The organism is Agrobacterium sp. 10T429, assembly GCF_056393925.1.
Window position 1 is genome coordinate 470773 of record NZ_JBFTGV010000002.1, and the last position, 26820, is coordinate 497592.

The 26820-nt window shown below is 58.7% G+C and carries 26 protein-coding genes and 1 riboswitch; of the genes, 10 read left to right on the forward strand and 16 right to left on the reverse strand.

The window, feature by feature from the left end; all coding sequences use genetic code 11:
* Positions 1-25: 25 nt before the first annotated feature.
* The 3 genes from AC1DCP_RS07315 to crcB form a co-directional block, all read right to left on the reverse strand.
* Complete coding sequence (locus tag AC1DCP_RS07315; RefSeq protein WP_065688280.1) at positions 26-694, reverse strand: HAD family hydrolase; 669 nt, start codon at positions 692-694, stop codon at positions 26-28.
* 6 nt (positions 695-700) lie between these two features.
* Entirely contained in the window at positions 701-1690 is a 990-nt protein-coding gene (locus AC1DCP_RS07320) for an RluA family pseudouridine synthase (protein WP_003512960.1), read from the reverse strand.
* 66 nt (positions 1691-1756) lie between these two features.
* The gene (crcB, locus tag AC1DCP_RS07325; RefSeq protein WP_013636055.1) at positions 1757-2134 is read right to left on the reverse strand and encodes a fluoride efflux transporter CrcB; all 378 of its coding nucleotides are present in this window, start codon (positions 2132-2134) and stop codon (positions 1757-1759) included.
* Positions 2135-2336: 202 nt separating this feature from the next.
* Here crcB and AC1DCP_RS07330 point away from each other — a divergent pair, with 202 nt between their 5' ends.
* Positions 2337-2627, forward strand: coding sequence for a hypothetical protein (locus tag AC1DCP_RS07330; protein ID WP_019565563.1), 291 nt, complete (start codon positions 2337-2339; stop codon positions 2625-2627).
* A 119-nt stretch (positions 2628-2746) separates the two neighbouring features.
* A complete protein-coding gene (locus AC1DCP_RS07335; RefSeq protein ID WP_065688278.1) occupies positions 2747-3175 on the forward strand; it encodes a plastocyanin/azurin family copper-binding protein in 429 nt (142 codons plus the stop codon).
* Positions 3176-3237: 62 nt separating this feature from the next.
* Here the strand turns inward: AC1DCP_RS07335 and AC1DCP_RS07340 are convergent, their stop codons facing one another.
* Positions 3238-4227 (reverse strand): copper chaperone PCu(A)C domain-containing protein, encoded by a 990-nt coding sequence (locus tag AC1DCP_RS07340; protein ID WP_019565561.1) that lies wholly within the window; start codon positions 4225-4227, stop codon positions 3238-3240.
* A gap of 88 nt (positions 4228-4315) precedes the next feature.
* A complete protein-coding gene (locus AC1DCP_RS07345; protein WP_081308534.1) occupies positions 4316-4696 on the reverse strand; it encodes a hypothetical protein in 381 nt (126 codons plus the stop codon).
* Positions 4697-4869: 173 nt separating this feature from the next.
* On the opposite strand from AC1DCP_RS07345, the gene AC1DCP_RS07350 reads away from it, so the two are divergent.
* The 5 genes from AC1DCP_RS07350 (at position 4870) to AC1DCP_RS07370 (ending at position 10779) form a co-directional block, all read left to right on the forward strand.
* The gene (locus tag AC1DCP_RS07350; RefSeq protein ID WP_003496099.1) at positions 4870-5055 is read left to right on the forward strand and encodes a DUF3008 family protein; all 186 of its coding nucleotides are present in this window, start codon (positions 4870-4872) and stop codon (positions 5053-5055) included.
* A gap of 124 nt (positions 5056-5179) precedes the next feature.
* A riboswitch (glycine riboswitch) is annotated at positions 5180-5267 on the forward strand.
* A 154-nt stretch (positions 5268-5421) separates the two neighbouring features.
* Complete coding sequence (gene gcvT / locus AC1DCP_RS07355) at positions 5422-6561, forward strand: glycine cleavage system aminomethyltransferase GcvT (RefSeq protein ID WP_013636050.1); 1140 nt, start codon at positions 5422-5424, stop codon at positions 6559-6561.
* A 28-nt stretch (positions 6562-6589) separates the two neighbouring features.
* Complete coding sequence (gene gcvH / locus AC1DCP_RS07360) at positions 6590-6952, forward strand: glycine cleavage system protein GcvH (RefSeq protein ID WP_003512948.1); 363 nt, start codon at positions 6590-6592, stop codon at positions 6950-6952.
* Complete coding sequence (gene gcvP / locus AC1DCP_RS07365; RefSeq protein WP_065688277.1) at positions 6952-9816, forward strand: aminomethyl-transferring glycine dehydrogenase; 2865 nt, start codon at positions 6952-6954, stop codon at positions 9814-9816. Before gcvH ends, gcvP begins: the two co-directional genes overlap by 1 nt.
* A gap of 159 nt (positions 9817-9975) precedes the next feature.
* Positions 9976-10779 (forward strand): endonuclease/exonuclease/phosphatase family protein, encoded by an 804-nt coding sequence (locus AC1DCP_RS07370; RefSeq protein WP_065688276.1) that lies wholly within the window; start codon positions 9976-9978, stop codon positions 10777-10779.
* 46 nt (positions 10780-10825) lie between these two features.
* Here AC1DCP_RS07370 and AC1DCP_RS07375 read toward each other — a convergent pair whose 3' ends face one another.
* On the reverse strand, positions 10826-11329 hold the full coding sequence (locus AC1DCP_RS07375; RefSeq protein WP_003512942.1) for a hypothetical protein: 504 nt from the start codon (positions 11327-11329) through the stop codon (positions 10826-10828).
* Positions 11330-11462: 133 nt separating this feature from the next.
* Between AC1DCP_RS07375 and AC1DCP_RS07380 the strand changes: the two genes are divergently transcribed.
* Positions 11463-12803: an MFS transporter gene (locus AC1DCP_RS07380; protein ID WP_029658762.1), complete on the forward strand. Its 1341-nt coding sequence runs from the start codon at positions 11463-11465 to the stop codon at positions 12801-12803.
* A 60-nt stretch (positions 12804-12863) separates the two neighbouring features.
* Here AC1DCP_RS07380 and AC1DCP_RS07385 read toward each other — a convergent pair whose 3' ends face one another.
* The 5 genes from AC1DCP_RS07385 to cysG all read right to left on the reverse strand — a co-directional run bounded on the left by AC1DCP_RS07385 (position 12864) and on the right by cysG (position 17789).
* Positions 12864-13676, reverse strand: a complete 813-nt coding sequence (locus tag AC1DCP_RS07385) for a ferredoxin--NADP reductase (RefSeq protein ID WP_038490916.1) — start codon at positions 13674-13676, stop codon at positions 12864-12866.
* A gap of 146 nt (positions 13677-13822) precedes the next feature.
* A complete protein-coding gene (locus tag AC1DCP_RS07390; protein WP_038492802.1) occupies positions 13823-14329 on the reverse strand; it encodes a DUF934 domain-containing protein in 507 nt (168 codons plus the stop codon).
* 10 nt (positions 14330-14339) lie between these two features.
* Entirely contained in the window at positions 14340-16010 is a 1671-nt protein-coding gene (locus AC1DCP_RS07395) for a nitrite/sulfite reductase (protein WP_111795849.1), read from the reverse strand.
* Between the two features lie 8 nt (positions 16011-16018).
* Positions 16019-16333 (reverse strand): DUF2849 domain-containing protein, encoded by a 315-nt coding sequence (locus tag AC1DCP_RS07400; RefSeq protein ID WP_003512933.1) that lies wholly within the window; start codon positions 16331-16333, stop codon positions 16019-16021.
* On the reverse strand, positions 16326-17789 hold the full coding sequence (gene cysG / locus AC1DCP_RS07405; protein WP_003512931.1) for a siroheme synthase CysG: 1464 nt from the start codon (positions 17787-17789) through the stop codon (positions 16326-16328). The genes AC1DCP_RS07400 and cysG overlap by 8 nt, the downstream gene beginning before the upstream one ends.
* Before the next feature lie 261 nt (positions 17790-18050).
* On the opposite strand from cysG, the gene AC1DCP_RS07410 reads away from it, so the two are divergent.
* Entirely contained in the window at positions 18051-18638 is a 588-nt protein-coding gene (locus AC1DCP_RS07410) for a deaminase (protein ID WP_003512927.1), read from the forward strand.
* A 64-nt stretch (positions 18639-18702) separates the two neighbouring features.
* A complete protein-coding gene (mazG, locus tag AC1DCP_RS07415) occupies positions 18703-19548 on the forward strand; it encodes a nucleoside triphosphate pyrophosphohydrolase (protein WP_003512925.1) in 846 nt (281 codons plus the stop codon).
* 201 nt (positions 19549-19749) lie between these two features.
* Here the strand turns inward: mazG and hflX are convergent, their stop codons facing one another.
* From hflX to AC1DCP_RS07440, 5 genes are all read right to left on the reverse strand, one after another.
* Entirely contained in the window at positions 19750-21174 is a 1425-nt protein-coding gene (hflX, locus tag AC1DCP_RS07420) for a GTPase HflX (RefSeq protein ID WP_019565550.1), read from the reverse strand.
* Between the two features lie 108 nt (positions 21175-21282).
* Complete coding sequence (hfq, locus tag AC1DCP_RS07425) at positions 21283-21525, reverse strand: RNA chaperone Hfq (RefSeq protein WP_003496145.1); 243 nt, start codon at positions 21523-21525, stop codon at positions 21283-21285.
* 184 nt (positions 21526-21709) lie between these two features.
* Complete coding sequence (gene trkA / locus AC1DCP_RS07430; RefSeq protein ID WP_476774204.1) at positions 21710-23086, reverse strand: Trk system potassium transporter TrkA; 1377 nt, start codon at positions 23084-23086, stop codon at positions 21710-21712.
* Positions 23087-23136: 50 nt separating this feature from the next.
* Positions 23137-24501 carry a nitrogen assimilation response regulator NtrX gene (gene ntrX, locus AC1DCP_RS07435; protein WP_003512918.1) on the reverse strand — a complete coding sequence of 455 codons (1365 nt, stop codon included), beginning with the start codon at positions 24499-24501 and terminating at the stop codon, positions 23137-23139.
* Entirely contained in the window at positions 24491-26752 is a 2262-nt protein-coding gene (locus tag AC1DCP_RS07440; protein ID WP_112152859.1) for a sensor histidine kinase NtrY-like, read from the reverse strand. Before AC1DCP_RS07440 ends, ntrX begins: the two co-directional genes overlap by 11 nt.
* Positions 26753-26820 lie beyond the last annotated feature (68 nt).

A 26820-nucleotide genomic window follows, 5' to 3' on the forward strand; every position in this document is an offset into this window, starting at 1 on the left:
GTCCTCATCAGTCGAATAGAAAGGATCATTCAAGAATATCGGCGGGAACATGGGCCGGAATTTCGCTCGGATGGCTGACGACGGCGTCTGCGCCTGCCTTCCAGAGATCATCGACCGAGGCGTAGCCCCAGCCAACGCCGATGGCCTTTGCGCCGGCGGCCTTTGCCATCTGCATGTCATAGATAGCATCGCCGATGACGACAGTGTCGGCCGGAACCATGCCGGTTTCATGGCAACATTCCATCACCATGGCCGGATGCGGCTTGGAAGGGCAATCATCCGCCGTACGCGACACGATGAAATGCTCGGCAAAACCATGCGTTTCGAGAATATGGGTCAACCCGCGACGGCCCTTGCCGGTGACCGCGCCGATCAGCACCTCATCCCGCCTGGCGAGCGTGTCGATCAAGGGCGCGATACCGTCGAACAGCGGCTCGATCATGCCAGGTCGGGCGCGGATCGGGTGATATATTTCCCGATAGCGCTCAGTCATCGCGCGCGCCTCGTCATCCACATGCGCCTTACCGAGCATGCGGGCGATGGCGATGTCGAGCGTCAGGCCGATAATTGCCTTGGTCTGCGCAATATCAGGCCGTGGCTTTCCGAAATCGGCAAAGGTATCGACCATGACGGCATGGATAAGGCCGGCGCTGTCGACCAGCGTGCCGTCACAATCGAAAAGAACGAGTTTCATCTGATATCAGCCTTCCCTGTCGCCATCGGCCACGTCGAGGCCGAGCAGGTTCCAAGTCTGTACCATATGCGGTGGCAAAGGCGCGCTGACGCGAAGCCGGCCGCCATTCGGGTGCGGAATGTCGATATGGCGTGCATGCAGGTGCAGACGCTTTTGTACACCGCCCGGAAAATCCCAGTTCGGATCATCGATGTAATATTTCGGATCGCCGATGATCGGGTGCCCCATATGCAGTGCGTGAACGCGCAGCTGGTGGGTACGGCCGGTATAGGGCTCCATTTCCAGCCAGGCGAGGTTCTGCGCGGCGGTATCGATAACACGGTAATAGGAAATGGCGTGATCTGCCCCCTCCTCGCCGTGCTTGGCAATGCGCATGCGGTCGCCGTCGGGGGTCTGCTCCTTGACCAGCCAGGTGGAAATCTTGTCCTGATGCTTGCGCGGTACGCCGCGAACCAGCGCCCAATAGGTCTTCTTGGTATCGCGCTCGCGGAAAGCGGCCGTCAGCTTCTGCGCAGCACCTCGGGTGCGGGCCACCACCAGCACGCCCGACGTGTCACGGTCCAGACGGTGCACCAGACGCGGCTTTTCGCCCTTCGGGCTGGTCCATGCTTCCAGAAGCCCGTCGATGTGACGGTTGACGCCCGAGCCGCCCTGCACGGCAATGCCGGCCGGCTTATTGAACACCAGAACCTTGTCGTCCTCATGCAGCAGCATGCGCGCCAGAAGTTCGCCGTCTGCCGAATGTTTGAGGTCCCTGGATCCGATTGGTCCGCTTTTGACCTTGAGGTCGGAATCAACAGGCGGCACACGCACCATCTGCCCCGGCTGCACCCGTGCGTCCGTCTTCACCCGGCCGCCGTCCACACGCACCTGTCCGGAGCGCAGAAGCTTTTGCAGCTGCCCGAACCCCAGACCCGGATAGTGAATCTTGAACCAGCGATCGAGGCGCATACCGGCCTCGTCGGCCTCGACCTTGATATGCTCGATACCTGCCATGAAATTTCCAGTCTCTCTGTCTTGATCGCGCGCCCTGTTATCCGGCGCACCGTTTGGAGCAAGCCTTTAGAACAAACTGCGGCCCAAGGCCAGCCCGGCGAAAACCGCCGCGATGGAAACCACCAGGCTTGCCGTGATGTAAACCGCTGAAAGGCCGAGCGCGCCACGTTCGAAAAGCGCTACCGCATCCAGCGAGAAGGACGAAAAGGTGGTGAAGCCACCGAGAACGCCGGTGACCAGAAACAGACGCATTTCCATGGACGCGTTCAGCCGCCTTGCAACAAGCTCAACCAGGAAACCGATGAGAAAGGATCCGACCACATTCACCGCCAGCGTTCCCCAAGGGAAAGTCATGCCGACAAGGCGCACACTCAACAGACCCACGAGATAGCGGAAAACCGAACCGATTGCGCCGCCTGCTGCGACAAGAGCGATATTCAGCATTTGGGGAATGTCTCCGGAGAAATACCCGACGGGTCTGTTGAAGACGTTTTCTAGAACATAGCCACGGGTGGTGAAACCCCCTCGTCCCGACCTTTTTTCGATTAAAACTCGATTAAATTGCACGTCCGCGATTTAGGCTTCCAACAAGAAGCAGGTGCTAATCTGCGGTTTTACGGGTCGGCGAAGGATGGCCGGAGGTTGGATGACACAGGTTCTTTCCGTTTCTGCAAACACTGCGGCCTACGCACTGGAGGCCGTGAAGCCGTCGCAGCGTGTATCGCGCAGAAGCGAGGTTGAGGAAGCCATTCACGAATTGGCGCGCAAGGCCGAACAGGGAGACGATTTCCAGTTGAGAGCCTTGCTCACCGCCATCAAGCCGCCGGCCTTGACCCTCTATTTCCTGACAAGCGCCAGCCATCGGCACGCCCCCCAGACAACACTCGATCAGGCCGTGCAGGCCTACGAAGAAAATCAATCCAATAAAAACTTATAATATCAATTCTATATCCATATTTATTAAATCGATTTATGAGTTTTTTGGTGCGCATTTCGCCCGTTCAGGTTGTTGTCAGATTCAAATTTTAGTCCTTCGGTACCAACTGGAGGAAGATCATGATTTATATTGCCCGTCACGTCACAGCCACCACGATCGCGCTCCTTGTTTCGGCGCCGGCTTTCGCGGCCACGACCATCAAGGTCACCGAAGGCGGTGAAGGTGGCGGACCAATGACACTCGTTATGGACCAGACGACGGTCAAAGCCGGTGAAGCCGTGTTTCATGTGCATAACGATGCCATGAGCGAGCAGCACGAAATGGTGCTCGTCAAGCTGAAGTCTGCAGACGAAAAAATACCGCTCAATACCGCGAAACACCGTGTCGATGAAAAACAGCTTAAAAGTCTTGGCGAAGTGGCCGACCTGAAGCCCGGCGGCGATGGTCAGCTCAAGGCAAAGCTTACGCCCGGCACATATCTCCTCTTATGCAACATAAAAGGTCACTACGAAGCGGGTATGCAGGCCAAGCTGACTGTTACAAAATAATATTGGTCGAACAAGCTGAGGCTGCCGGATGAGTATTGCGTTCCGGCAGCCTCTTTTTTGCGTCAGTTGTGCTGGTGAGCGTTCTTGTCGTCACCACCCTTGGCCGAGCCTGCGGAAAGCACAATCTCGACCTTGCCAGCCTTTTCAAAGATCAGCGTCACCGGCACCTTGTCGCCTTCGGCGAACGGCTTCTTCACGTTGAAGAACATCATGTGCAGGCCGCCGGGCTTCAGCTCCACTGTCTCGCCGGCGGGAATGACGATGCCGTCATCCAGCTTGCGCATCTTCATGACGTCGTTGACCATGGCCATTTCGTGAATTTCCGCACGGCCGGCGGCGGAGGATTCGACGCCGATCAGCTTGTCGTCGCTGGAACCGGTATTCTTGATCGTCACATAACCGCCGCCCACGGGCTGACCGGGCAGCATCGCCTTTGTCGCGCCAGCCGAAAGCTCGAGACTGCCAGCCTTCACCACGTCCATATCCATATCCATGGCCATAGCGGAATGATCATGCCCGCCGGCATGGGCTTTTGCGGTAACGCGGATGGTCGGCGCCGGGCTTTTCAACGAATGCGGATCGACGCCTGCGGCCGCCACCTCGTCCCAGGAAACCTTGCCTTTGTCGCCGCAAAGCTGCGTCACCTTGAAGGGAAGGTCCTGCCCGGCCTCTATGCCGGAGATTTTTCCCTGAACGGCAAAGGTGTCATAGAATTCATCCGGCAGATTGCCGCCCTTCCAGCGGATTTCGACCGCGCCGCTTTTGATGTCCTTTCCGTGGTTCTTGTAGGCTTTCTGATAGTCGCCCTTGATGACCTCAAGGTCCCAACCGGCCTTGGGCTGCGGCTTGGCAGTGATGAAGCCTTCCGGCAGCTTGATCTGCACTTCTGTGGTGGCAAGTCCGCCATCGCAGCCATGCGGCACCTGAAGTGCGGCAACGATGGTGCTTTCCTGTTCGGCCGAACCGTCAACGAAGGTCGTATGGGCGAAGGCCTGCGCCGTGGAGACGGAGGCGACGAACAGGGTGCAGGTGATGATCTTGGTGGTTTTCATTTGTTTGTCCTTGAGACTGCGGCGCCATTGGCCCGGGCAGCTGCTCCGTGCCGCCACCCGGCGGCGATGATCCTGTGAAACGAAGAGATCAGGCGGACAGGGTTGGTGGGCCGCGTGCGGACGGTTTGCGGATCGTCTGGACCGAGTGAAAGCCCCATTCCGCGGTCAGGCGATTGTCGAGCCAGGCGAATTCCGTCCTCAGCCAGCCGGCCGCATCGGGCACCGGCAAGAGAATGGACGAGGCCAGCAGGCAGGCCTCGCAAAACAGGATCGCATCGCTTGAATGGGCGGGGCCGTCATTGGGGTGCGAGGCATTTACCCCGCCGCTGTGGCCTAGGCAGATTTCGGCAAAGGTGCCGTCCGGCAGCCGGTAACTCTCATCCAGAAGAACGGCAGGTGCCGCGGCGAGCGCGGGCTTGTGGGCAAAACCAAGCGACAACATCAAAAGCGCACAGAAAATGCGAAGCATTTTCTCCACCCTTGTCAGCGGTCGTTTTCGATTTGCGTCCATCTTCTGGCGATACCCCTCTTTCTTTCCGATTTCAAAGGGGAAATTTGCCGCAGGCCCAACCGCTCAAAGGAACAATCGATACAGGGCGGCATTTCCTCTCCAATACGGATCGTTTCGGAAGGAGTACCGACATGCCAGCCAAATCGAAAGCCCAGCAGAAAGCCGCGGGTGCGGCGCTGGCCGCCAAACGCGGTGAAGTCAAGAAATCCAGTTTACAAGGTGCTTCAAAAAGCATGGAGAAGTCCATGACAGAAAAGGAACTTGATGAATTGGCGTCGACAAAGCGCAAGGGTCTGCCGGAGAAAAAATCAGACTGACGGCACGCCTCACGCATGGAACTCGCCGTGTATCTAGCCAGCGATGGCGCAGATGGAGCAAAAATCTGTTCAGATGCGTCATTTCGTCCTTGCCAATGACCGGGCTTCGAAGATAATGAGCCTCGCATCATCGTTGGGAGAAACCGCTTCATTGCGGTGCCGAAGGAGCAACCGCCCCGGAAACTCTCAGGCAAAAGGACCACCGGTGACGACGGAACTCTGGAGAGAAGCCACCTTTCATAAGGACGGCTCGCCGAAGGGATAACAATCTCAGGCGACAAGGACAGAGGGGGCTCTTGAACCCGGCGCGTTTTTCGCGTCATGACCTGAGCCCGCGCGATCTTTCGCGCAACCCTGGAGGCGTCCTTGGACGATACCGCCGAGCTTAAAATCACGCCGCTCCATTCCCTGCATGTTTCCCTTGGCGCCCGCATGGTGCCTTTCGCCGGTTACGACATGCCGGTGCAATATCCGGCGGGCGTGCTGAAGGAACATCTTCAGACCCGTACCTCTGCTGGCCTCTTCGACGTGTCCCACATGGGCCAGGTTATCGTGAAGGCGAAGTCGGGCAACAATGCCGACGCTGCAATCGCGCTTGAAAAACTGGTGCCGGTTGACATTCTCGGCCTAAAGGAAGGCCGCCAGCGTTACGGTTTCTTCACCGATGAAAACGGCTGCATCCTCGATGATCTGATGATCACCAATCGCGGCGATCACCTTTTCGTCGTCGTCAACGCGGCGTGCAAGGACGCCGATGTCGCCCATATGAAGGCGCATCTTTCTGACACTTGCGACATTACCCTTCTCGATGATCGTGCGCTGATTGCGCTTCAGGGACCACGCGCGGAAGCGGTTCTGGCCGAGCTTTGGGCCGGTGTTTCCGAAATGAAGTTCATGGACGTGCTGGAAGTTCCGCTGCACGACGTTCCCTGCATCGTTTCCCGTTCCGGTTATTCCGGCGAGGATGGTTTTGAAATCTCCGTGCCTGCCGAAAAGGCGGAAGAGATCGCCAAGGCCCTGCTTGAGCACCCTGATTGCGAGCCGATCGGGCTTGGAGCGCGCGACAGCCTGCGTCTTGAAGCTGGCCTTTGTCTCTACGGCAACGATATCGATACAACGACGTCCCCCATCGAAGCCTCGCTTGAATGGGCGATCCAGAAGGCGCGCCGCGCCGGTGGTGATCGCGAAGGCGGTTTCCCTGGGGCGGAGCGTATTCTCGGTGAACTCAAGGACGGCACATCGCGCCGTCGCGTCGGCCTGAAGCCAGAGGGCAAGGCACCGGTGCGCGGTCATTCCAAGCTTTTCGCGGATGCCGAAGGCAAGACGGAAATCGGCGAAGTAACCTCCGGCGGCTTCGGTCCGTCGGTCGAAGGTCCCGTTGCCATGGGTTACGTCCCTGCGGCCTATACTGCTCCCGGCACGGCGATCTTTGCGGAAGTGCGCGGCAAATATCTGCCCGTCACCGTCGCTGCCCTGCCCTTCATCAAGCCTACCTACAAACGATAATCTTCATCCCATCTCCGGAGAGAATACGATGCTGAAATTTACCGCAGAACACGAATGGCTGAAGTTCGAAGGCGATATCGCCACCGTTGGCATTACCAGCCACGCCGCTGAACAGCTTGGCGACCTCGTCTTCGTCGAATTGCCGGAAGTGGGCGCCACCTTCTCCAAGAATGGCGACGCGGCGACCGTTGAATCCGTCAAGGCGGCTTCCGATGTCTATTGTCCGCTGGATGGCGAAGTGGTGGAAATCAACCAGGCCATCGTCGACGATCCCTCGCTGGTCAATTCCGATCCGCAGGGTGCTGGCTGGTTCTTCAAGCTGAAGCTCTCCAACGCCGCGGATGCCGATACGCTGCTCGACGAGGCAGCCTACAAGGAGCTGATCGCGTAATGACGACGCCCACGGAATTCCATTTCACCGACTATCAGCCCTATGATTTCGCCAACCGGCGTCATATCGGGCCGTCGCCGTCGGAAATGGCGGAGATGCTGAAGGTCATCGGCTACAAGAGCCTCGATGCCCTGATCGACGCCACCGTTCCCTCGTCAATCCGCCAGAAGGTGCCGCTGACCTGGGGTACAGCGCTGACCGAACGCGAGGCGCTCGACCGTCTGCGCGAAACGGCCAACAAGAACCAGGTGCTGACCTCGCTGATCGGCCAGGGCTATTACGGTACAATCACGCCGCCGGTGATCCAGCGCAACATTCTGGAAAACCCGGCCTGGTACACCGCCTATACGCCTTACCAGCCAGAAATCAGCCAAGGCCGCCTTGAGGCGCTGCTGAACTACCAGACGATGGTCTGCGATCTGACCGGCCTCGATGTAGCCAACGCATCGCTGCTTGATGAAGCGACCGCCGCTGCCGAAGCCATGGCGATGTGCCAGCGCGTCGCGAAGTCCAAGGCGACCGCCTTCTTCGTCGATGCCAATTGCCATCCGCAGACCATCGCGCTGATCGAGACACGTGCGGCGCCACTCGGCTGGAAGGTGATCGTTGGCAATCCCTTTACCGATCTCGATCCTGTCGACGTGTTTGGCGCGATCTTCCAGTATCCGGGCACCCACGGTCATGTCAGCGATTTCTCGGGCCTGATTTCCCGCCTGCACCAGACGGGTGCCATCGCTGCCGTTGCCGCCGATCTTCTGGCGCTGACGCTGTTGAAGTCACCCGGTGAAATGGGTGCGGATATCGCCATCGGCACCTCGCAGCGTTTCGGCGTTCCGGTCGGCTATGGTGGTCCGCATGCGGCTTACATGTCCGTCAAGGATGCACATAAGCGCTCCATGCCTGGCCGTCTGGTCGGCGTCTCAGTCGATGCGCGCGGCAATCGCGCCTATCGTCTGTCGCTGCAGACCCGCGAGCAGCATATCCGCCGCGAGAAGGCTACCTCCAACATCTGCACCGCGCAGGTGCTGCTTGCAGTCATGGCGTCGATGTATGGCGTTTTCCATGGCCCGCAGGGCATCAAGGCGATTGCCCAGCAGACCCACCAGAAAGCCGTTTTGATGGCCAAGGGCCTGGAGAAACTAGGCTACGTCATCGAGCCGGAAACCTTCTTCGACACCATCACCGTCGAAGTCGGCCATATGCAGGGCGTCATCCTGCGCTCGGCCGTTGCGGAAGGTGTGAACCTGCGCAAGGTCGGCGCGACCAAGATCGGCATGAGCCTTGACGAGCGCACGCGTCCCGCGACGCTTGAGGCGGTCTGGCGCGCTTTCGGCGGCAATTTCTCGATCTCGGATTTCGAGTTGGAATATCGCCTGCCGAAGGAACTGCTGCGCACCAGCCAGTACATGACGCATCCGATCTTCCACATGAACCGTGCCGAAAGCGAGATGACCCGTTACATCCGCCGTCTTTCGGACCGTGATCTCGCGCTCGACCGCTCGATGATCCCGCTCGGTTCCTGCACCATGAAACTGAACGCAACTGCGGAAATGCTGCCCATAACGTGGCCGGAATTTTCCGACATCCATCCCTTCGTGCCGGCCAATCAGGCGCTCGGCTACAAGGAGATGATCGATGACCTCTCGGAAAAGCTGTGCTCTGTCACCGGTTACGACGCCTTCTCCATGCAGCCGAATTCCGGCGCGCAAGGGGAATATGCGGGGCTCCTGACCATCCGCAACTACCACATCGCCAATGGCGGCGCACATCGCGACGTTTGCCTCATTCCAACCTCGGCGCATGGCACCAATCCAGCCTCCGCGCAGATGGTCGGCATGAAAGTGGTGCCGGTGAAAGTGCGGGAAAATGGCGACATCGATATCGACGATTTCCAAGCAAAAGCAGAGCAGTATGCGGAAAACCTCTCGTGCTGCATGATCACCTATCCGTCCACCCATGGCGTGTTTGAGGAGACGGTTCGCGAGATTTGCGAGATCACCCATAAACACGGTGGTCAGGTCTATCTCGACGGCGCCAACATGAACGCCATGGTCGGTCTTGCCCGTCCCGGCGATATCGGTTCCGACGTCAGCCACCTCAACCTGCACAAGACCTTCTGCATCCCGCATGGCGGCGGCGGTCCGGGCATGGGGCCGATCGGCGTCAAGGCGCATCTTGCTCCCTATCTTCCCGGCCATCCGACGACGGACGGTCGTGAAGGTGCGGTTTCGGCTGCCCCCTTCGGCTCGCCGTCGATCCTGCCGATTTCCTGGAGCTATTGCCTGATGATGGGCGGCGAAGGGCTGACGCAGGCGACCAAGGTTGCGATCCTCAACGCCAACTACATCGCCGAACGGCTGAAGGGCGCTTACGACGTGCTCTACAAGTCCGAAACGGGACGAGTGGCGCATGAGTGCATCATCGACACCCGCCCGCTGGCAGACAGCTGCGGCGTGACGGTGGACGACGTTGCAAAGCGTCTCGTCGACTGCGGTTTCCATGCGCCGACCATGAGCTGGCCGGTTGCCGGCACGCTGATGATCGAGCCGACGGAATCCGAGACCAAGGCGGAAATCGACCGTTTCTGCGATGCCATGCTGGCGATCCGCGAGGAAGCCCGCGACATCGAGGAAGGCCGTGCGGACAAGACCAACAATCCGCTGAAGAACGCACCGCACACGGTGGAAGATCTCGTCGGCGAGTGGGATCGTCCCTACAGCCGCGAACAGGGTTGCTTCCCGCCCGGAGCCTTCCGCATTGACAAATACTGGTCGCCGGTAAACCGCATTGACAATGTCTATGGCGACCGCAACCTCATCTGCACCTGCCCGCCGATGGAGGCTTATGCCGAGGCCGCCGAATAAAGGCATCGGTACGAACGAACTTATGAAGGCCCGGAGCGATCCGGGCCTTTTTCGTTCCGGACACAAGCCCCAAGACCGGGCGACCACGTCACATGCGATTGATCGTAACCCGTTCCATGCTAAACCGGATGCTGCAATTTAAGCGGTGATGGAGTTTGAATGCGTTTGATTTGCCTGAATGGTTGGGGCGGAAAGCTCCATGACGAGCTTGTTCCCTATATCTCCGCGTCCGATCCCGACATTCTATGTTTGCAGGAAGTGGTGCATACACCGGCAGCCGAAGAGGACTGGCTGAGCTATCGCGATGACGGTAGGGACCTGCCACAAAGGGCGAACTTCCTTCGCGATGTCGAAGAAGCCCTACCCGATCATCTGGCAATCTTTTGCCCGGCGGCACAGGGTGACCTCTGGCACGGGGAGACACGATATCCCTCACAATGGGGGCTGGCGACTTTCGTGCGTAAATCCATCGCGATTGTTGCGCAGGCTCAAGGTTTCGTGCACGGCTGCTTTTCTGCGGATGGGTACGGAGATCACCCGCGTTCGCGCACGGGCCATGCTGTCAGGGTTTTCGACTTCACGACCGGCCAGCCAGCCGTCATCGCCCATATGCATGGGCTGCGTGACCCCAACGGTAAACACGATATTCCCGCCCGTCTGATGCAGGCAAAACGCCTCGTGAAACTCGTCAAAGACATCGCGGAGGATGGTGACCGGATCATCGTCTGCGGCGATTTTAACGTTCTGCCTGAGAGCGACACCTTCACGATATTGAAGGAACTGGATCTCATCGAACTCGTCACGACACGTGGTTTCACAGACACGCGCACCTCGCATTATGCCAAACAAAACCGTTTTGCAGATTACATGCTGGTCAACCCGGTTGTGCAGGTCGATCACTTTGATGTGGTGAGACAGCCACAAGTCTCGGATCATTGCCCCTTGCTGCTCGAATTCAGCTAGAGGCTTAAGCCGCCTTATCGGTCGTTGTCTTCATCTCACGGTTTGGTCAGCGCACGAGCCGAATATCGCTCGTCACCACCGTCTTGCCGGTCCTGCCGTCCTTGTCGGTGGTGCGAAGCCGCAGGCCGTTTTGCCCGACTTTTTCGATTGTCATGGCTGCGACGCGGTCGCCGTTGATGTCGCGGTTCCAGCGAACCGTCAGATTGATTGCATTTCCCTGCCGCGTACCGGAAAGGGCAGACGGTCGGCCGGAGGGTCCGGTGTAAGCGCCGCTGTAACGTCCACCTTTCTCCGACAGGTCGGCCGCAATTGCGCGCCTGACCACCAGAAGGCCACGGCATGTGCCGGACATATTGAGCGACGAGGTCCCCGTTTTGGAATTCAGCGTACAATTGACGTTGATTGGTGGCGTGCCAATGCGGGTGATCACGGTTCCCTTCCCCGCCCATGTGCCTTTCAGCGACGAAAGGAATTCGCGTTCGTCCGCTAATGCCGGCTGCACACCGAGCAGCCCTGCAAAAAATAAACTCGTGATAGCCGTCGTTTTCATGGCGCGTATCCAATTTTTCACGAAGACTAACTCGCTTGCACCGTCAAACGTTCCTCCCGTTTATTTAGCAACTGTCAAAAAATTCGAGAGGCTCATGTTTCTATCGTGCCGATGCAACCAAATGCAGGCATAGATGTTTCTCGCCAGCGTCGATCAATTTCTGATCACCTACCGCATATTTTTCGGAGCATATTTCATGACGACGATCGGCGTTTTGGCACCGCGCGGCAGCCTCCCCTCCGGTGGTCTGCCTCGCAGCGGTGGTATGTCAGACCGCACGCTTTTTGCCCTTGCGGCGCTTAATTTCTTTCTGGCCGATGCTCGCGACGGGCTAGGGCCGTTCCTGGACGCATTTTTGGCGACACAGGGCTGGTCTTCGCTTTCTCTGGGGATGATTGCCACGGTCGGCGGCCTCGTCGGTCTGCTTGCCACACCGCTCTGCGGCGCGTTGGTGGACGGCACGACGTGGAAAAGAACGTTGATTGCCATCCCCGTCGTTCTCGTGACCGTCGGCGCGCTGATTACGCTGATCTTTCCCGATGCGTGGATCGTCTGGACCGGCCAGATCATGACTGCGGTTGTCGGCGCCGTCGTGGGACCGGCTCTGGCCGGACTGACGCTTGGTCTGGTCGGTGAACGCCTGTTCTCCCGTCAGATATCGAGAAACGAATTCTGGAACCATGGCGGCAATTTCGCATCGCTCTTCGCCACTTACGTTGCCGTTTCCTTCTTCGGCCTGCATGGCGTCATCGGACTGATGCTTCTGACGGCTGCCGGCGCACTTGTTGCCGCCGCCGCCATCGACCCCGACAGGATCGACCACAAGGTGGCGCGGGGCCTTGGCGAGGACAAGGGCGAACCGGGGCCTTCAGGCATCAACGTGCTGCTTCACGAACGCGGTCTGATATTCCTCGCGATCATTCTTCTCATCTTCCACTTCGGCAACGCGCCGATGGGGCGGCTTATCGCGCAGAATTTTGCCATCGAACTGCAGACACCATTTCGCACGACAGCGATCATTACCGGTGTCGCGCAATTTGCCATGATCTTCGTTGCGGCCCTGGCGCCGTGGCTTATCCGGCGCTTCGGTCTTGCGACGGTGTTCCTGATCGCGCTTGCGGCCCTGCCGATCCGCGGTCTGCTGGCTTCCGCCTTCACCGATTTCTGGGTAATCTTTCCGGTACAGTTGCTTGACGGTATCGGTGCCGGCCTTCTGGGCATCGTGACGCCTGTGGCCGCCGAACGCATTCTCAAGGGAACCGGCCGGTTCAATGTCGGCCTTGCAAGCGTCATGATGGTGCAAGGCATTGGTGCGTCCCTCAGCAACGTCGTTGCCGGCTGGCTGGTAACCAAAGGCGGTTACGCCCTTTCGCACTTGGTCGGCGGCGGCATATCGGCCATCGCCATCGCTCTCTTCTTCATCTACCGAAACGAGATTGCCCCGAAGCAGGCCGACGAAGCACTGCCTCAGTAAACCGTACAAATAAAAAAGGAGGCCTCACGGCCTCCTTCATCCAACTTGCGCAAATATCTGTTATCCGACGAAAGCGCGCTCGATGACGAACTCGGCAGGCTTGTTGTTCGCACCTTCGTTAAGCCCGGCCTTTTCAAGAAGCTCCTTCGTGTCCTTCAGCATGGCCGAAGAACCGCAGATCATGCCGCGATCGATAGAGGGATCGAGTGCGGGAACACCCAGATCCGCAAACAGCTTGCCGTTCTCAATCAGCGAGGTGATGCGGCCCTTGAAGGGATAATCCTCGCGCGTGACAGTCGCATAGTGCTTGAGCTTGTCGCCGACGATCTCGTTCAGGAATTCATGGTTCCTGATTTCCTCGACCAGATCGAAACCGTATTTCAGTTCGGCCACATCGCGGCAGGTATGGGTGAGGATGACCTCTTCAAACTTTTCATAGGTCTCGGGATCGCGGATCAGGCTTGCGAAGGGTGCGATGCCGGTGCCGGTCGAGAACATATAGAGCCGTCTGCCTGGTGTCAGCGCATCCAGAACCAGAGTGCCTGTCGGCTTCTTTCGCATAAGCACGGTATCGCCGGGCTTGATCGCCTGAAGATGCGAGGTCAACGGGCCATCCGGAACCTTGATCGAGAAGAATTCAAGTTCCTCGTCCCAGGCAGGGCTGGCGATGGAATAGGCGCGGTAGATCGGCTTTTCGCCGACCATCAGGCCGATCATGGCGAATTCGCCGGAACGGAAACGGAAGCCGGCCGGACGCGTCATGCGGAAACGGAACAGGTGATCCGTATAGTGTTCCACCGACAAAACTGTCTCGGCGTAAACACCATCAGGTATCTTGATCGCGAAATCTTCCGTCTTGGCTGGCGCGTTCATTTCAGGTTCCGTCCATTCATTCGATAAGCGACATTCTTCGACCGGGCAATTATACCATTTTTGCCGCGGTTTGAAGGCATGAGAATATCAATACTGCCATGCGCGCAGAAAATATGCATCTAAAACTCATATTTCCGCGCAACGCGTCATTGGGCCGCACGGCGGCGCCAGCTATAGGCCTCTCCACCGTTGGCCGGAAGGGCCGTCGGCTGGTAATAGACCGGGATTTCCGGCAGGCGATTTTCGGACAGGCGGCGGATCGCCGTCTCGTTCGTGACCGCAAAGCTGGTGAAGCCGGTGCGCAGCATCAGCGGCACCTGGTCGATCAAAACATCGCCAACCGCCCTCACTTCACCGGCAAAATCAAGACGGCTGCGCAGCAACGAGGCATGGCTGAAACCACGCCCGTCATTGAAGGCCGGGAAGCTGACGGCGACAAGGTCGATACGGTCGAGATAGGGCTCGAGCCGGGTGACATCGTCGGCAGGCGCAATCAGAACGCCGAGGCCGACATCATTGCTTTCGGCCGCACGGACAAGGAAATCAGCAAGCGACAGCACCGGTTTCTGCTCGGCAGTTGCCTTCACTTCTTCCGTTTCGATCACCCAGGGATCGTTTTCCACGAAGCCGTCGCGGTTCCAGATTTTCGTCATGGCAATCTCCTCAGGCGGCTTCAGCGGCGGAACCGTAGAGCGCATCCTTGAACGGCTGCGGTCCGACGCGGCGATAGGCCTCGAGGAAGGTTTCTTCCTTCGAAAGACGCAAGCCCAGATAGGTGTCGACGATAGTTTCCACCGCGTCGGTCACTTTTTCCGGCTCGAAACCACGGCCAATGATCTCACCAATCGACGTGTTTTCATCACCCGATCCGCCAAGCGTGATCTGGTAGAGTTCCGCACCCTTCTTCTCAACACCCAGAAGGCCGATATGGCCGACATGGTGGTGGCCGCAGGCATTGATGCAGCCGGAAATCTTGATCTTAAGCTCGCCGATTTCCGCCTGACGTTCCGGCGCGCCAAAACGGGTGGAGATTTCCTGCGCCACCGGAATGGAGCGCGCATTGGCAAGCGCGCAATAGTCCAGCCCGGGACAGGCAATGATATCGGTGATCAACCCGGCATTGGCAGTCGCCAGTCCGGCTCCTACAAGTGCGCGATAGACCGGCTCGAGATCGGCCAGTGCCACATGCGGCAGGATAATGTTCTGCTCGTGGCTGATGCGGATTTCGTCAAACGCGTATTCGGCGGCGATATCGGCGACGAGTTCCATCTGCTCGTCGGTCGCATCGCCGGGAATGCCGCCAATCGGCTTCAGGGAAATCGTCACCATGCCGTAGTCCGGATGCTTATGCGGCTGGACGTTCTGCTCGACAAAACGGGCAAAACCCTCATCCGCCCGCTTCCAGCGCGCCAGGCTCTCCCAGCCCTCAGGACGGTCCTTAAGTGCTGGCGGTGCGAAATAGGCGGTGATGGCTGCAATATCGGCATCCGGCAGCTTCAATTCCGTGTTTTTCAGCTGCGCGAATTCGACCTCGACCTGGCGGGCCAGTTCTTCTGCGCCGGTTTCATGCACGAGGATCTTGATACGCGCCTTGTACTTGTTGTCGCGGCGGCCGTGCAGGTTGTAAACGCGCATGACGGCCGTGGTATAGGACAGCAGGTCTTCTTCCGGCAGGAAGTCGCGGATCTTCTTGGCGATCATCGGCGTACGGCCCTGCCCGCCGCCGACATAGACGGCAAAACCGATCTCGCCCTTGTCGTTCTTTTTCAGATGCAGGCCGATATCGTGAACCTGAATCGCGGCGCGGTCGCGCTCGGCACCCGTTACAGCGATCTTGAACTTGCGCGGCAGGAACGAGAACTCCGGATGCACGGAAGACCATTGACGCAGGATTTCCGCATAAGGACGCGGATCGGCGACCTCGTCTGCGGCGGCGCCCGCGAAATGGTCGGCGGTCACGTTGCGAATGCAGTTACCCGAGGTCTGCAGCGCATGCATTTCCACGCTTGCCAGTTCGGAGAGGATATCGGGCGTGTCGGACAGGCGCGGCCAGTTGTACTGAATGTTCTGGCGGGTGGTGAAGTGGCCGTAACCCCGGTCATATTTGCGGGCGATATGGGCCAGCATCCGCATCTGCTGCGAATTCAGCGTGCCGTAGGGAATGGCGACGCGCAGCATATAGGCATGGAGCTGGAGATAGACACCGTTCATAAGGCGCAGCGGCTTGAACGCGTCCTCAGCAAGCTCGCCGGACAACCGGCGCTCGACCTGATCGCGAAACTGTGCCACGCGGCCTTCAACAAATGCGTGATCGAACTCGTCGTAACGGTACATATTCTTCCTCAGACTGCGATGAATGCTGCATCGGCCGGCTTGAAGCCGTTGGCATAGTGCATGGTCGGGCCAGCGGCGCGAATGCGCTCACGAAGCCGCGTCGGCCAAAGCTTGCCATTCTCCTCCACCACGTCGATGACATTCACGTCAACGACCTTGTTGGCGGAAAAATCCCGCTTGCCGATTTCCTCGAACGAAGCGACGGCCTCTGCGTGGCGGGCGACGATTGCGTCCTGCAGGTTCTCCGTCCATTCGCCATTGGCATCGAGCCATACAGCGATCCCATCGCCCAGGCGGTTGGCGGTCAAAACCTTGTCAGCCATTTGCATACTCCCTTTTAAGGTTCGCTGGCCGCGCAACAAGCGCGAGCGCCTCGGACCTGTCAAAATTGGCGCCCGCCACCGCATCGCCGATGATGACCATGACCGGACCGGTCAGTTCGTCGCGATGTTCGAGGTCGGGCAGATCGTTCAAAGTGCCATGCAGCAGGCGGCGATCCGCGCGGCTGGCATTTTCGATGACGGCTACGGTCGTTTCCACGCCCAGACCTGCCTCTATCAGCCTCGTCGCGACCGACGCGGCAACGCTGCGGCCCATATAGACAGCAATGGTAGCACCAGATACGGCAAGCCGCGCCCAGTCCGGCAGGACATCGCCGGTCAGATCGTGGCCGGTGGTGAAAATCAGCGACGAAGCGACACCGCGCAGCGTCAAGGGCAATTCGAAATCCGCAGCAGCGGCGAAGGCGGAGGTGATGCCCGGAACGATCTCGTAACCTATACCGGCATCGCGCAGCGCCGCCATTTCCTCTCCCGCCCGGCCGTAGACCAGCGGATCACCGGATTTGAGGCGCACGACGCGCTTGCCGTCTTTACCAAGACGCACCAGCAGGCGGTTGATCTCATCCTGCGACTTGCTGTGGCACCCCTTGCGTTTGCCGACGGACAGCCGCTCGGCGTCGCGGCGCCCCATGTCAACGATTGCCTGCGGCACTAGCGCATCATAGACGATCACATCCGCTTCCATCAGCACGCGCTGCGCGCGCAGCGTCAGCAAATCTTCAGCACCGGGACCAGCGCCCACAAGCCAGACGCGGCCTTCGCTGCGCTCGGGCGATTGCAGCAAACGGTCAGCGGCATGGCGGGCGGATGATGTATCGCCGAGAGCGACGGCATCTGCGACAGCACCGGAAAAGAACCGGCGCCAGAAATTGCGCCGCAACGCGCCCTTGGGAACATTCTGCTCGGCGGCGTGACGATATTGCACGGCGAGACGCGCAAGCTTGCCCAGCGACGGAGACAGCATCTGATCGATACGCGCGCGGATCATCTGGGCAAGAACCGGGCCGGCGCCTTCGGTGCCAATGGCTATGGCGACGGGTGCGCGGGCGACGAGTGCGGGCGTGAAGAAATCGCAGAACTCCGGCTGATCCACCGCATTGGCGGGGATTTTCTTGGCGCGCGCAGCCAAAACGATCTCACGGTCCAGTGCCTCGTCTCCAGTGGCGGCAAAAACCAGCGTCGCGCCTTCAATCAGCGGGCTTGCGAAACTCAAGGCCCGATGATCGATGCCGTTTTCGCTGATATAGCGCGCAAAATCCGCTTCGGGCTCGTCGGCATAAGCAATGACATGTGCATTGGTATTGGCAAGCAGCCTTACCTTCGCAAAGGCCTCGTCGCCATTGCCGAAAACAGCGACCTGCCGTCCCTCAACCCGGAAGAACGCGGGGAAGGTCGAAAGGCGATCGCCAGTAGCGGAAAAATCATGTTCGTTGTGCATCGGGCATTTATCCCGCATTGCGGCGCAAGATTGAAGAAACAGAAATTCAAGCCTTTCCGGCACCTGGATTTTTATTTCTCGAACACCCCTGTTTTTGAGGAAAACTAACCGGCGCACCTTTATCAACCCTGTCGAACGCCTCGAAATCCCATGAGAATCCCTTGACAAACCAGGCCCTCGCGCCGAACAAGAAGGGACTATTTTCGTCGATATCTCCATGCAAAACCGCTTCCCCCTGAGGCGGTACGAAGGATCAGACCCTTGACCAGCTCGACCATCGCCGCCCGTCTTCTCGATGTTATCGAACACGATATCCTGCCCCTGACGACGCGCGGCGTCAGCCTCGGCAACAAGGTTTTCGGTGCGGCGATCCTGCGTAAATCCGACCTGTCGCTGGTGATCGCGGAGACGAATAACGAGCTGGAAAACCCGCTCTGGCATGGCGAAGTGCACGCGCTGAAGCGGTTTTACGAGCTGGGTGAGAAGCCGAACACCAAGGAATTGATTTTCCTTTCCACCCATGAACCCTGCACCATGTGCATGTCCGCCATCACCTGGGCCGGCTTCGACAATTTCTACTCCTTTTTCAGCCACGAGGATTCGCGCGACGCTTTCGCCATTCCGCACGACCTGAAAATCCTCAAGGAAGTTTTCGGGCTGGAGCCGGGCGGGTATCGCCGCAGCAACGCCTTCTGGAACTCTTTCTTCATTGCGGATCTGGTGGAGAGCGAAGACGATCCGCTGAAGACCGAGCTGAAGGCGCAGACGGCCCGCATCAAGGCTGCCTATGACGAGCTTTCCACCAGCTATCAGTCATCGAAGAGCGGCAACGATATTCCGCTGAACTAGAGCATTTCTAGACGGTTGTCCGCCTGGATATGTATGAAAATAAAGAACGAAGGTTTGAAAGACTATGGAAGCCTCGAAGGATATTTCCCGCCTGATCGAGATCATGGAAGCCCTGCGCCAGCCGGAAACCGGCTGCCCCTGGGATGTCGTCCAGACCTTCGAGACGATCAAGCCTTACACCATCGAAGAGGCTTATGAGGTTGCCGACGCCATCGAGCGCAAGGATATGGATGATCTTTGCGAAGAACTGGGCGACCTGTTGCTGCAGGTGGTTTTCCATGCCCGCATCGCCGAGGAACGGGGCGAATTCGCCTTTGGCGACGTGGTTGAGGCCGTGACGTCCAAAATGATCCGCCGCCATCCGCACGTCTTTGCCGTTTCCGCCGCCAATACGCCTGACAGCGTCAAGCTGCAATGGGACCAGATCAAGGCCGAGGAAAAGCGCGAGCGTGCGGAACGCCGCGCCCGCCGCGGCATCACCGAGGATTTCAAGGCTGGCTTTTTAGGCGGTGTGCAGCGTAGCCAGCCGGCTCTGACCGAGGCTCTGAAGTTGCAGGAACAGGCTGCGCGTGTCGGTTTCGATTGGTCGGATCCAGCCCCCATTCTCGACAAGATCGAGGAGGAAATCGCCGAACTGCGTGAGGCGCTGGCGGAGGGAAAGCCGGAGAAGGTCTCTGATGAACTTGGCGATCTCATCTTCGCGCTGGTCAATATCGGCCGCCATGTCAAAGCCGATCCGGAGGACGCGCTGCGCGGCACCAATACGAAATTCCGCAGGCGTTTCAATCACATCGAGACGTCGCTCACCGAAAATGGCGAAACGCTTCAGGAAGCGAGCCTTGAGAGAATGGAAGACCTGTGGCAGGCGGCAAAACGCATAGAACGCTCGCTGGATATGGTTTCGTCCTGATCACCCGGATATGCCGAAAAATTCAGAGTGCCCGGTGCTTTCGACAGTGGTGACGAAAACCTAGAACCTCTCCTGCGTCACGCTCCGGCCTGCCCCGAGCATCTGCTATGCCCTGATTGTATCTGGGTTTTTAGATCCTTGGGACAAGCCCAAGGATGACGTTGAGTATAAGGGAACATACCGCAATCGTTCTCGGAGCGCTCACTGCTCCCAGTCTTCCCGCTCGCGGATGGTTGCCTTTCCAAGCTTGCGTTCCAGCTCGGTGGCCTGCGCTTCCGACAGGCGCACATCAAGCGAAACCGAACCGTCCTCATTGTCTTCGCGGCTATCCACGATGGAGTTGCTGTAGACCCATGAGATCAGCGGCAATTGCTCGACGGAGAGGACGACAGTCGTTTCCGTCAGGACACCTGACAGGCGGCCGGAAATCTCGTCCATCAGGGCATCGACGCCCTCGCCCGTGACCGCCGAAACGGCGCGAATATCGGAGCGGCCCTCGGCACGTTCAATGATGGCGTCATGCGCTTCTGGTTCGAGACGATCGACCTTGTTCCAAACCTCGATGATGCGCTTTTCGGCTTCCTTTTCGTCGATGCCGAGATCGCCAAGAATGCGCAGCACATCGGCCGACTGGGCGGCATTATCCGGATCGGACATGTCGCGCACGTGCAAAATAAGATCGGCTTCCAGCACCTCTTCCAGCGTTGCGCGGAAAGCGGCGACGAGATGTGTCGGCAGATCGGAGATGAAACCGACGGTATCGGAAAGGATAACCGTGCGGCCATGCGGCAGCTTCATGCGGCGCAAGGTTGGATCGAGCGTCGCGAACAGCATGTCTTCCGCCAGAACGCCAGCGCCGGTAATACGATTGAACAGGGTGGACTTGCCGGCATTGGTATAACCGACCAGTGCCACGATCGGATGCGGCACCTTGCGGCGCTTGGCGCGGTGAAGCTGGCGGGTGCGCACCACCTGCTCCAGCTCGCGCTCGAGCTTGACGATGCGATCCTGCAGCAGCCGACGGTCGGCCTCGATCTGCGTTTCACCCGGACCGCCCATGAAGCCCGCGCCACCGCGCTGGCGTTCAAGGTGTGTCCAGCTTCTGACGAGGCGGCCCTTCTGATAGTTCAGATGCGCAAGATCGACCTGCAACGTGCCTTCCTTGGTGGAGGCACGGCGGCCGAAGATTTCGAGGATCAGGCCCGTCCTGTCGATGACCTTGGCATTCCACTGCTTTTCAAGATTGCGCTGCTGCACCGGGGTCAAAGGATGATCGACGATCACCAGACCGGAATTGGTTTCATCCAGAAGATGGCCGATTTCCTCGATCTTGCCGGTTCCAAACAAAGTCGCCGGACGCGGCTGGTTGACCGGCACGACAAGACCTTGCGTCACCTCAAGATCAATGGCGAGCGCCAGCCCCTTTGCTTCCTCAAGCTTGGCCTCAACAGACCGTACAGGAGAAACCGGACCCGCCACCGCATCACGGCTTTCGCGCTGCTGCTTGAGGACAGGCACGATGACCACCGCACGCATGTCGTCGCGGTGCTTTTCCTGTTCGGGAATGATCGATTCGTTCGAGGTGTCGCGCGTCGTAATGGGTTCAGCCTTATCAAGAAATGACATTGCAGCCGACCGCATCCGTGCGGACGACTATCTGGATTAACCTGATTGAACCGGAAATGTTCCCGGTTCAGGTCAGCTTATATCGAAGATACCGTTGAGGGAGCCTGATCAGGCTGCGCCTTCTTCGCTCTCGAACATCTGCATCGGCTGGCCGGGCATAATGGTGGAGATCGCATGCTTGTAAACAAGCTGCGAGTGACCGTCACGGCGCAGAAGCACGCAGAAATTATCGAAGGAGGTGACAACGCCCGTCAGCTTGACGCCGTTGATCAGGAAAATCGTGAGCGAAATCTTTTGCTTACGAACGGTATTGAGGAAAAGATCCTGAAGGTTTTGAGAACGTTCCGCCATGGCGCCGCTTCTTTCTTTTTTGCCGGCAGGGATACCGGAAAATAATCAATCAATAATAAGCCGGCCGAGTCTAGTCCCCCGCTTGGCCGACCTGCAACTCTGGTATCAAATCGTGTCCTGTTCCGCAACGGCGAAAACAGCCGAATGAGTACGAGTATTGACCTGCTTTTTCGATTCGAAACAGTCAGAAATATTGTATCGAAACCCGGAAAAGCTGTTCCACGTCGCGCACCGCATCGGCAGATGCAAACAGCACGACGCGGTCCTTCGCCTTGATCTTCGTGCTGCCGTCCGGGCGGATCACCACACCGTCGCGATAGATCGCGCCGATGCGCACGCCATCAGGCATATCGATGTCACGGAAGGACTGGCCCACCAGCGGCGAAGTCTCCAGCGCCTCTGCCTCGATTACCTCCGCCGAGCCGCGCTGAACGGCATAAACCGACCGGATACGGCCCTTGCGCACATGCTGGAGAACGCGCGAAATGGTAACGGCCCGGGGATTGATATAGGCGTCGAGACCGAGTGAATCCGCAACCTCGTGAAAGGACGAGCTGTTCAACAATGCAAGGTTGGATTTGCAGCCAAGCTGCTTGGCCATCACCGCCGCCAGTATATTGGTTTGATCGCTGTTGGTGAGCGTCACGATCAGATCCGCATCCTGAATATCGGCCTGCAGCAAAATCTTCTGGTCCAGCGCCGAACCATGCATGACAATGGTGTTGCTGAACTGTTCCGATGCGGCAATAGCCCTGTCGCGATCCGCCTCGATGATCTTTACCCGCGTCTTAGGCTGCAACTCCTCGATCTTCTGCGCGACGAAGTGGCCAATATTGCCGGCGCCCGCAATCACGATGCGCTGGGCCTCCTGCTCCTCATGGCCGAAGAGGCCAAGGGTGCGGCGTGCGTGCTGGCGTTGACAGATGACATAAGCGAGGTCGCCGACGCGCAGCTGCTCGGAGGAGTGCGCGACCTTGAGGATGCCGTTCCGGTAGACACCTACCACGGTTGCGATAAGGTCCGGAAAGAGGTTGGAAAGCTGCTGCAGCGGCGTGTTGATGACCGGGCAGTCCTCCATGCACTCGATTGCCAGCATGAAGACCGTGTCGTCGGCGAAACGCACGACATCGGTGGCACCCGGAAAGGCGATGCGCCTGAGTACCATCTTGCCGACTTCGACTTCAGGCGAAATCGTCACGTCGATCGACATGTTTTCGCGGCTGAACAGATCGGCATATTCCGGTTTCAGATAGCTTTGGTCGCGGATGCGGGCGATCTTGGTCGGAACGCTGAACAGCGCATGCGCGACCTCGCAGGCGACGATATTGATCTCGTCATGCAGGGTCACGGCGATGATCATGTCGGCCTGGTCCGCACCGGCCTTTGCCAGCATGTCGGGATGGGCGCCATGGCCGACATAACCGCGCACATCCAGCGTCTCTGTAATGGCGGTAATGAGGGTCGCGGAGGTATCGATGACCGATACCTCATTATCCTCGCGCGACAGTTGTTCGGCAATGCCGTAACCCACCTGCCCTGCGCCGCAAATGATGACTTTCATGCTGTCTCTCTGACGGAATAATCGATTACGACGACTTGGGCCTTCGTGTCTTATACGCCGAGAGATTTCAGTTTGCGATGCAGTGCCGATCTTTCCATGCCGACAAATTCCGCCGTTCGTGAAATATTGCCGCCGAAGCGGTTGATCTGGGCGACCAGATAGTCCCGCTCGAACATTTCACGTGCTTCGCGCAGCGGCAGCGTCATGATGTGCTGATCGCCTTGCGCCGAAATCTTCGGCAGCATGTCGCCAATATCCGCCGGCAACATGTCTGCCGAGATTGGTGCCTCACCGCCTTCGGGCCGTGCCAGAATCATCAGCCGCTCGATATTGTTGCGGAGCTGGCGAATGTTACCCGGCCAGTCATGCGTCTGGAGAACGGCCATGGCGTCATCGCCGATCTTGCGCGGGCGGATGCCGGCCTGTTCGGAAATCTGCCGCATGAACATGTCGACGAGGAAAGGAATATCCTCACGCCGCTCGGACAGCGCCGGTACCTTCACCGGCACCACGGCGAGGCGATGGTAGAGATCTTCGCGGAACTGGCCTTCGGCGATCAGGCTTTCGAGGTGATGGGCGGTTGAGGAGATGATGCGCACATCCACCTTTACCCGCTTGCCGCCACCAACGCGCTCGAACTGCTGATCGACCAGCACGCGCAGGATCTTGTTCTGGGTTTCGCGCGGCATCTCGCCGACTTCATCGAGATAGAGAACACCGCGATGGGCCTCTTCCAGAGCGCCCACCTTGCGCGGCTGCCCGGGCAGGCCTTCCGTGCCGAACAAGGCGATTTCCATGCGGTCCGGCGTGATGGTCGCAGCGTTCAGCGCAACGAAAGGTCCTGTGGCACGCGAGGATTTCTTGTGCACCATGCGCGCCACCAGCTCCTTACCGGAACCGGAGGGGCCGAGAATCATGATGCGGCTGTTGGTGGGCGCCACGCGGTCAATGGTCTGGCGAAGTTGGGAAACCGCAAGCGACGCGCCGACGAGTTCAACCGCGTCGCCAGTGCGCTTCTTGAGTTCCTGCACCTCACGCTTCAGCTTGGAGTTCTCCAGCGCGCGTTCAGCAATCAGGATCAGGCGGTCTGCCTTGAACGGTTTCTCAATGAAATCGAACGCGCCGCGCTTGATGGCGTTGACGGCGGTTTCGATGTTGCCGTGACCGGAAATCATCACAACAGGGATATCGGGATGGCGGCTCTTGATCTCGTCCAGCAGGGCCAGACCGTCGAGCTTCGACCCCTGCATCCAGATATCGAGAAAGATGAGACGCGGAACGCGTTCGGAAATGGCGGCCAGCGCGCTGTCGCTGTCGAACGCCATGCGCGTCTCGTGGCCTTCATCGGAAAGAATGCCCGCTACGATTTCGCGAATGTCCGCCTCGTCATCCACGACCAGAATATCAGACGCCATATGCTGCTTCCTTGTTATTTTTGCCGCCGACCGCCTCGATATAGGGCAGCAGCACTCTGATCATGGCACCGTGGCCATGGTCGAACTCCGGCGGGGCATCGTGGAGTTCCAGATACCCGCCATGCTCTTCGATGATTTTCTTGACGATGGCGAGGCCGAGGCCCGTGCCCTTGTCCCGCATCGTCATATAGGGTTCGAGAATGCGGTGACGGTTCTCGACGGGCAGGCCTCTGCCATTGTCGATGATGTCAGCCACGAACCGCGAATTGGCCTCGTCGAAGGATGCGCGCACCAGGATTTTACCTGGCCGCTTTTCGCCTTCCACCGCCTCGATCGCTTCCGTTGCATTCTTGATGAGATTGCCGAACGCCTGTCCCAGCATGCGGGCATCGAACATGCCCTCCAGCGGGACATCGCCAAATTCCGTGGAGAATTTCGTGTCTGCGGCGCTTATTTCGCGCAGGAATGCCGCGTCCTTCAAGATCGAACGCAGGTCCGACTTTTCCTTCGTGGGCTTCGGCATGCGCGCAAAGGCCGAGAATTCATCCACCATCCGGCCGATGTCACCAACCTGCCGGACGATGGTGTCCGTACACTGGTCAAAGATGGCGCGATCGTTCTCGTCGATCTGCTTGCCGAAGCGGCGTTTGATGCGCTCGGCGGAAAGCTGGATAGGTGTCAGAGGATTCTTGATCTCATGCGCAATACGCCGCGCGACGTCGGACCAGGCGGTCGAGCGCTGGGCAATGACGAGATCGGTGATATCGTCGAGCGTGATGACGTAGCTGTCGCGGCTGTCGCGTGCATCCTCACGGGTCACCTGCACATTGAGCGTCCGTTCGGTGCCGCGCCGCATGATGTTGATCTGCTTGCGGAAATTGCCGCGCGACCAGGTGTTGGCCTCGGTCACGACCTCTTCGATTTCAGGCGCGATATCAGATAGTTGCGCGCCGATCAGCTGGTCGGAGGAAAGCGCCACGAATTCTTCAGCCGAAGGATTGACGATGGTGATCCTGCGGTTTTCATCAATGCCGATAACGGCGGCGGTAACGCCCGACAATACGGCCTCGATGAAGCGGCGGCGATCATCGATGTCGTCTTTCGCTTCAATGATCTGTTCCTGTTGGCTGCGCAGTTCCGAGACCATCTTGTTGAAGGTGCGCGACAGGCGGCCAACGTCGCCATCGATGGCGCGAACGGGAACCAGCACATGCATGTTCCCGGTGGCTACACTGTCTGCGGCGCTGATGAGGAGACGGATAGGACGCACGATACGGTCGGCCACCGCAATCGCGGTCCAGATCGCCGCCAGAAGCACGATCAGCGCGAAACCGAGATAAAGGATTGCAAACGCAATCTGCAACGGCGCACGGCCGGCCTCCATCGCCTTGTATTCGGCGCGGTTCTCTTCCATCAGCCGCATCGCGCCCATTACCTTGGGATCGACGGCACGCACGGTATAAAGAAACGTACCGCTGATGCCCTCGAGCTTGATGATGGCGCCGACGAGATTGGTGATGCCAGGCGGAATAAGGGTTGGCTGACCAGCGGCGGCCTTTTCAAGCGCATCGTGCGGAATGGCCGGAAGCGGCTTTTCCGTCTTGATATCGGCTTGCGCGACGGCGTCGCCGTCTTCCTGCACCAGGAATGCGCCGAGAAGACCACGGCCCTTGGCCTGACGGGTCATGAGATCGACGAAGCCGGTGCGGTCGAGATAAAAGAGCGCGCGATTGCGGTCGAGGTCGGTGGCCATCGACAGGGTCTGTCCCTGAAGATAACCGGCATTCTCCATCATATAGGCCTGGGCAATATTGCTGGAGGAATCGACGATCGACTGGGTACGTAGCGCAAACCAGCGGTCGAGACCGACATTCAGCGTCAGACTGGCGAAGATGGCGACGAGAACGGCCGGTGTAATCGCAACGATGGAAAACAGCACGACGATGCGCACATGCAATCGTGCCGCCGCCCTGCCCTTTTTCCGCGCTTTCAGCAGGCGGTTGATTTCCCGACCGATGAGAAAGATCAGTCCGATCACAAAGACCGAATTGATGACGACCGAGGCGATGACGACATTCGATGTCGGCGCAATCGGTGTTACGCCCAGAAGCACGAAAAGTGTCAGCATGGCGCAAACAAGGGCGACACCGGCAAGCACCAGCCCCGGCAGAGCGAAAGACATCCTGCGATCGGCTACCACCATTCCCGCTGCGTCTTCGGCAACGGCTTTCTCGGCGGCGGGTTTCCGCATGCATTTCTCCCAATCGCTGGCTAGCCAGCACCACATTCATGAAAATGGGCGAATCCGCCTCGTGCCGG

What these genes read in the sequence shown, in the direction of transcription:
- AC1DCP_RS07315 (WP_065688280.1), bottom strand. Translation starts at nt 694, where the DNA reads ATGAAACTCGTTCTTTTCGATTGTGACGGCACGCTGGTCGACAGCGCC.
- AC1DCP_RS07320 (WP_003512960.1), bottom strand. Translation starts at nt 1,690, where the DNA reads ATGGCAGGTATCGAGCATATCAAGGTCGAGGCCGACGAGGCCGGTATG.
- crcB (WP_013636055.1), bottom strand. Translation starts at nt 2,134, where the DNA reads ATGCTGAATATCGCTCTTGTCGCAGCAGGCGGCGCAATCGGTTCGGTT.
- AC1DCP_RS07330 (WP_019565563.1), top strand. Translation starts at nt 2,337, where the DNA reads ATGACACAGGTTCTTTCCGTTTCTGCAAACACTGCGGCCTACGCACTG.
- AC1DCP_RS07335 (WP_065688278.1), top strand. Translation starts at nt 2,747, where the DNA reads ATGATTTATATTGCCCGTCACGTCACAGCCACCACGATCGCGCTCCTT.
- AC1DCP_RS07340 (WP_019565561.1), bottom strand. Translation starts at nt 4,227, where the DNA reads ATGAAAACCACCAAGATCATCACCTGCACCCTGTTCGTCGCCTCCGTC.
- AC1DCP_RS07345 (WP_081308534.1), bottom strand. Translation starts at nt 4,696, where the DNA reads ATGCTTCGCATTTTCTGTGCGCTTTTGATGTTGTCGCTTGGTTTTGCC.
- AC1DCP_RS07350 (WP_003496099.1), top strand. Translation starts at nt 4,870, where the DNA reads ATGCCAGCCAAATCGAAAGCCCAGCAGAAAGCCGCGGGTGCGGCGCTG.
- gcvH (WP_003512948.1), top strand. Translation starts at nt 6,590, where the DNA reads ATGCTGAAATTTACCGCAGAACACGAATGGCTGAAGTTCGAAGGCGAT.
- gcvP (WP_065688277.1), top strand. Translation starts at nt 6,952, where the DNA reads ATGACGACGCCCACGGAATTCCATTTCACCGACTATCAGCCCTATGAT.
- AC1DCP_RS07370 (WP_065688276.1), top strand. Translation starts at nt 9,976, where the DNA reads ATGCGTTTGATTTGCCTGAATGGTTGGGGCGGAAAGCTCCATGACGAG.
- AC1DCP_RS07375 (WP_003512942.1), bottom strand. Translation starts at nt 11,329, where the DNA reads ATGAAAACGACGGCTATCACGAGTTTATTTTTTGCAGGGCTGCTCGGT.
- AC1DCP_RS07380 (WP_029658762.1), top strand. Translation starts at nt 11,463, where the DNA reads ATGTTTCTCGCCAGCGTCGATCAATTTCTGATCACCTACCGCATATTT.
- AC1DCP_RS07385 (WP_038490916.1), bottom strand. Translation starts at nt 13,676, where the DNA reads ATGAACGCGCCAGCCAAGACGGAAGATTTCGCGATCAAGATACCTGAT.
- AC1DCP_RS07390 (WP_038492802.1), bottom strand. Translation starts at nt 14,329, where the DNA reads ATGACGAAAATCTGGAACCGCGACGGCTTCGTGGAAAACGATCCCTGG.
- AC1DCP_RS07395 (WP_111795849.1), bottom strand. Translation starts at nt 16,010, where the DNA reads ATGTACCGTTACGACGAGTTCGATCACGCATTTGTTGAAGGCCGCGTG.
- AC1DCP_RS07400 (WP_003512933.1), bottom strand. Translation starts at nt 16,333, where the DNA reads ATGGCTGACAAGGTTTTGACCGCCAACCGCCTGGGCGATGGGATCGCT.
- cysG (WP_003512931.1), bottom strand. Translation starts at nt 17,789, where the DNA reads ATGCACAACGAACATGATTTTTCCGCTACTGGCGATCGCCTTTCGACC.
- mazG (WP_003512925.1), top strand. Translation starts at nt 18,703, where the DNA reads ATGGAAGCCTCGAAGGATATTTCCCGCCTGATCGAGATCATGGAAGCC.
- hflX (WP_019565550.1), bottom strand. Translation starts at nt 21,174, where the DNA reads ATGTCATTTCTTGATAAGGCTGAACCCATTACGACGCGCGACACCTCG.
- hfq (WP_003496145.1), bottom strand. Translation starts at nt 21,525, where the DNA reads ATGGCGGAACGTTCTCAAAACCTTCAGGATCTTTTCCTCAATACCGTT.
- trkA (WP_476774204.1), bottom strand. Translation starts at nt 23,086, where the DNA reads ATGAAAGTCATCATTTGCGGCGCAGGGCAGGTGGGTTACGGCATTGCC.
- ntrX (WP_003512918.1), bottom strand. Translation starts at nt 24,501, where the DNA reads ATGGCGTCTGATATTCTGGTCGTGGATGACGAGGCGGACATTCGCGAA.
- AC1DCP_RS07440 (WP_112152859.1), bottom strand. Translation starts at nt 26,752, where the DNA reads ATGCGGAAACCCGCCGCCGAGAAAGCCGTTGCCGAAGACGCAGCGGGA.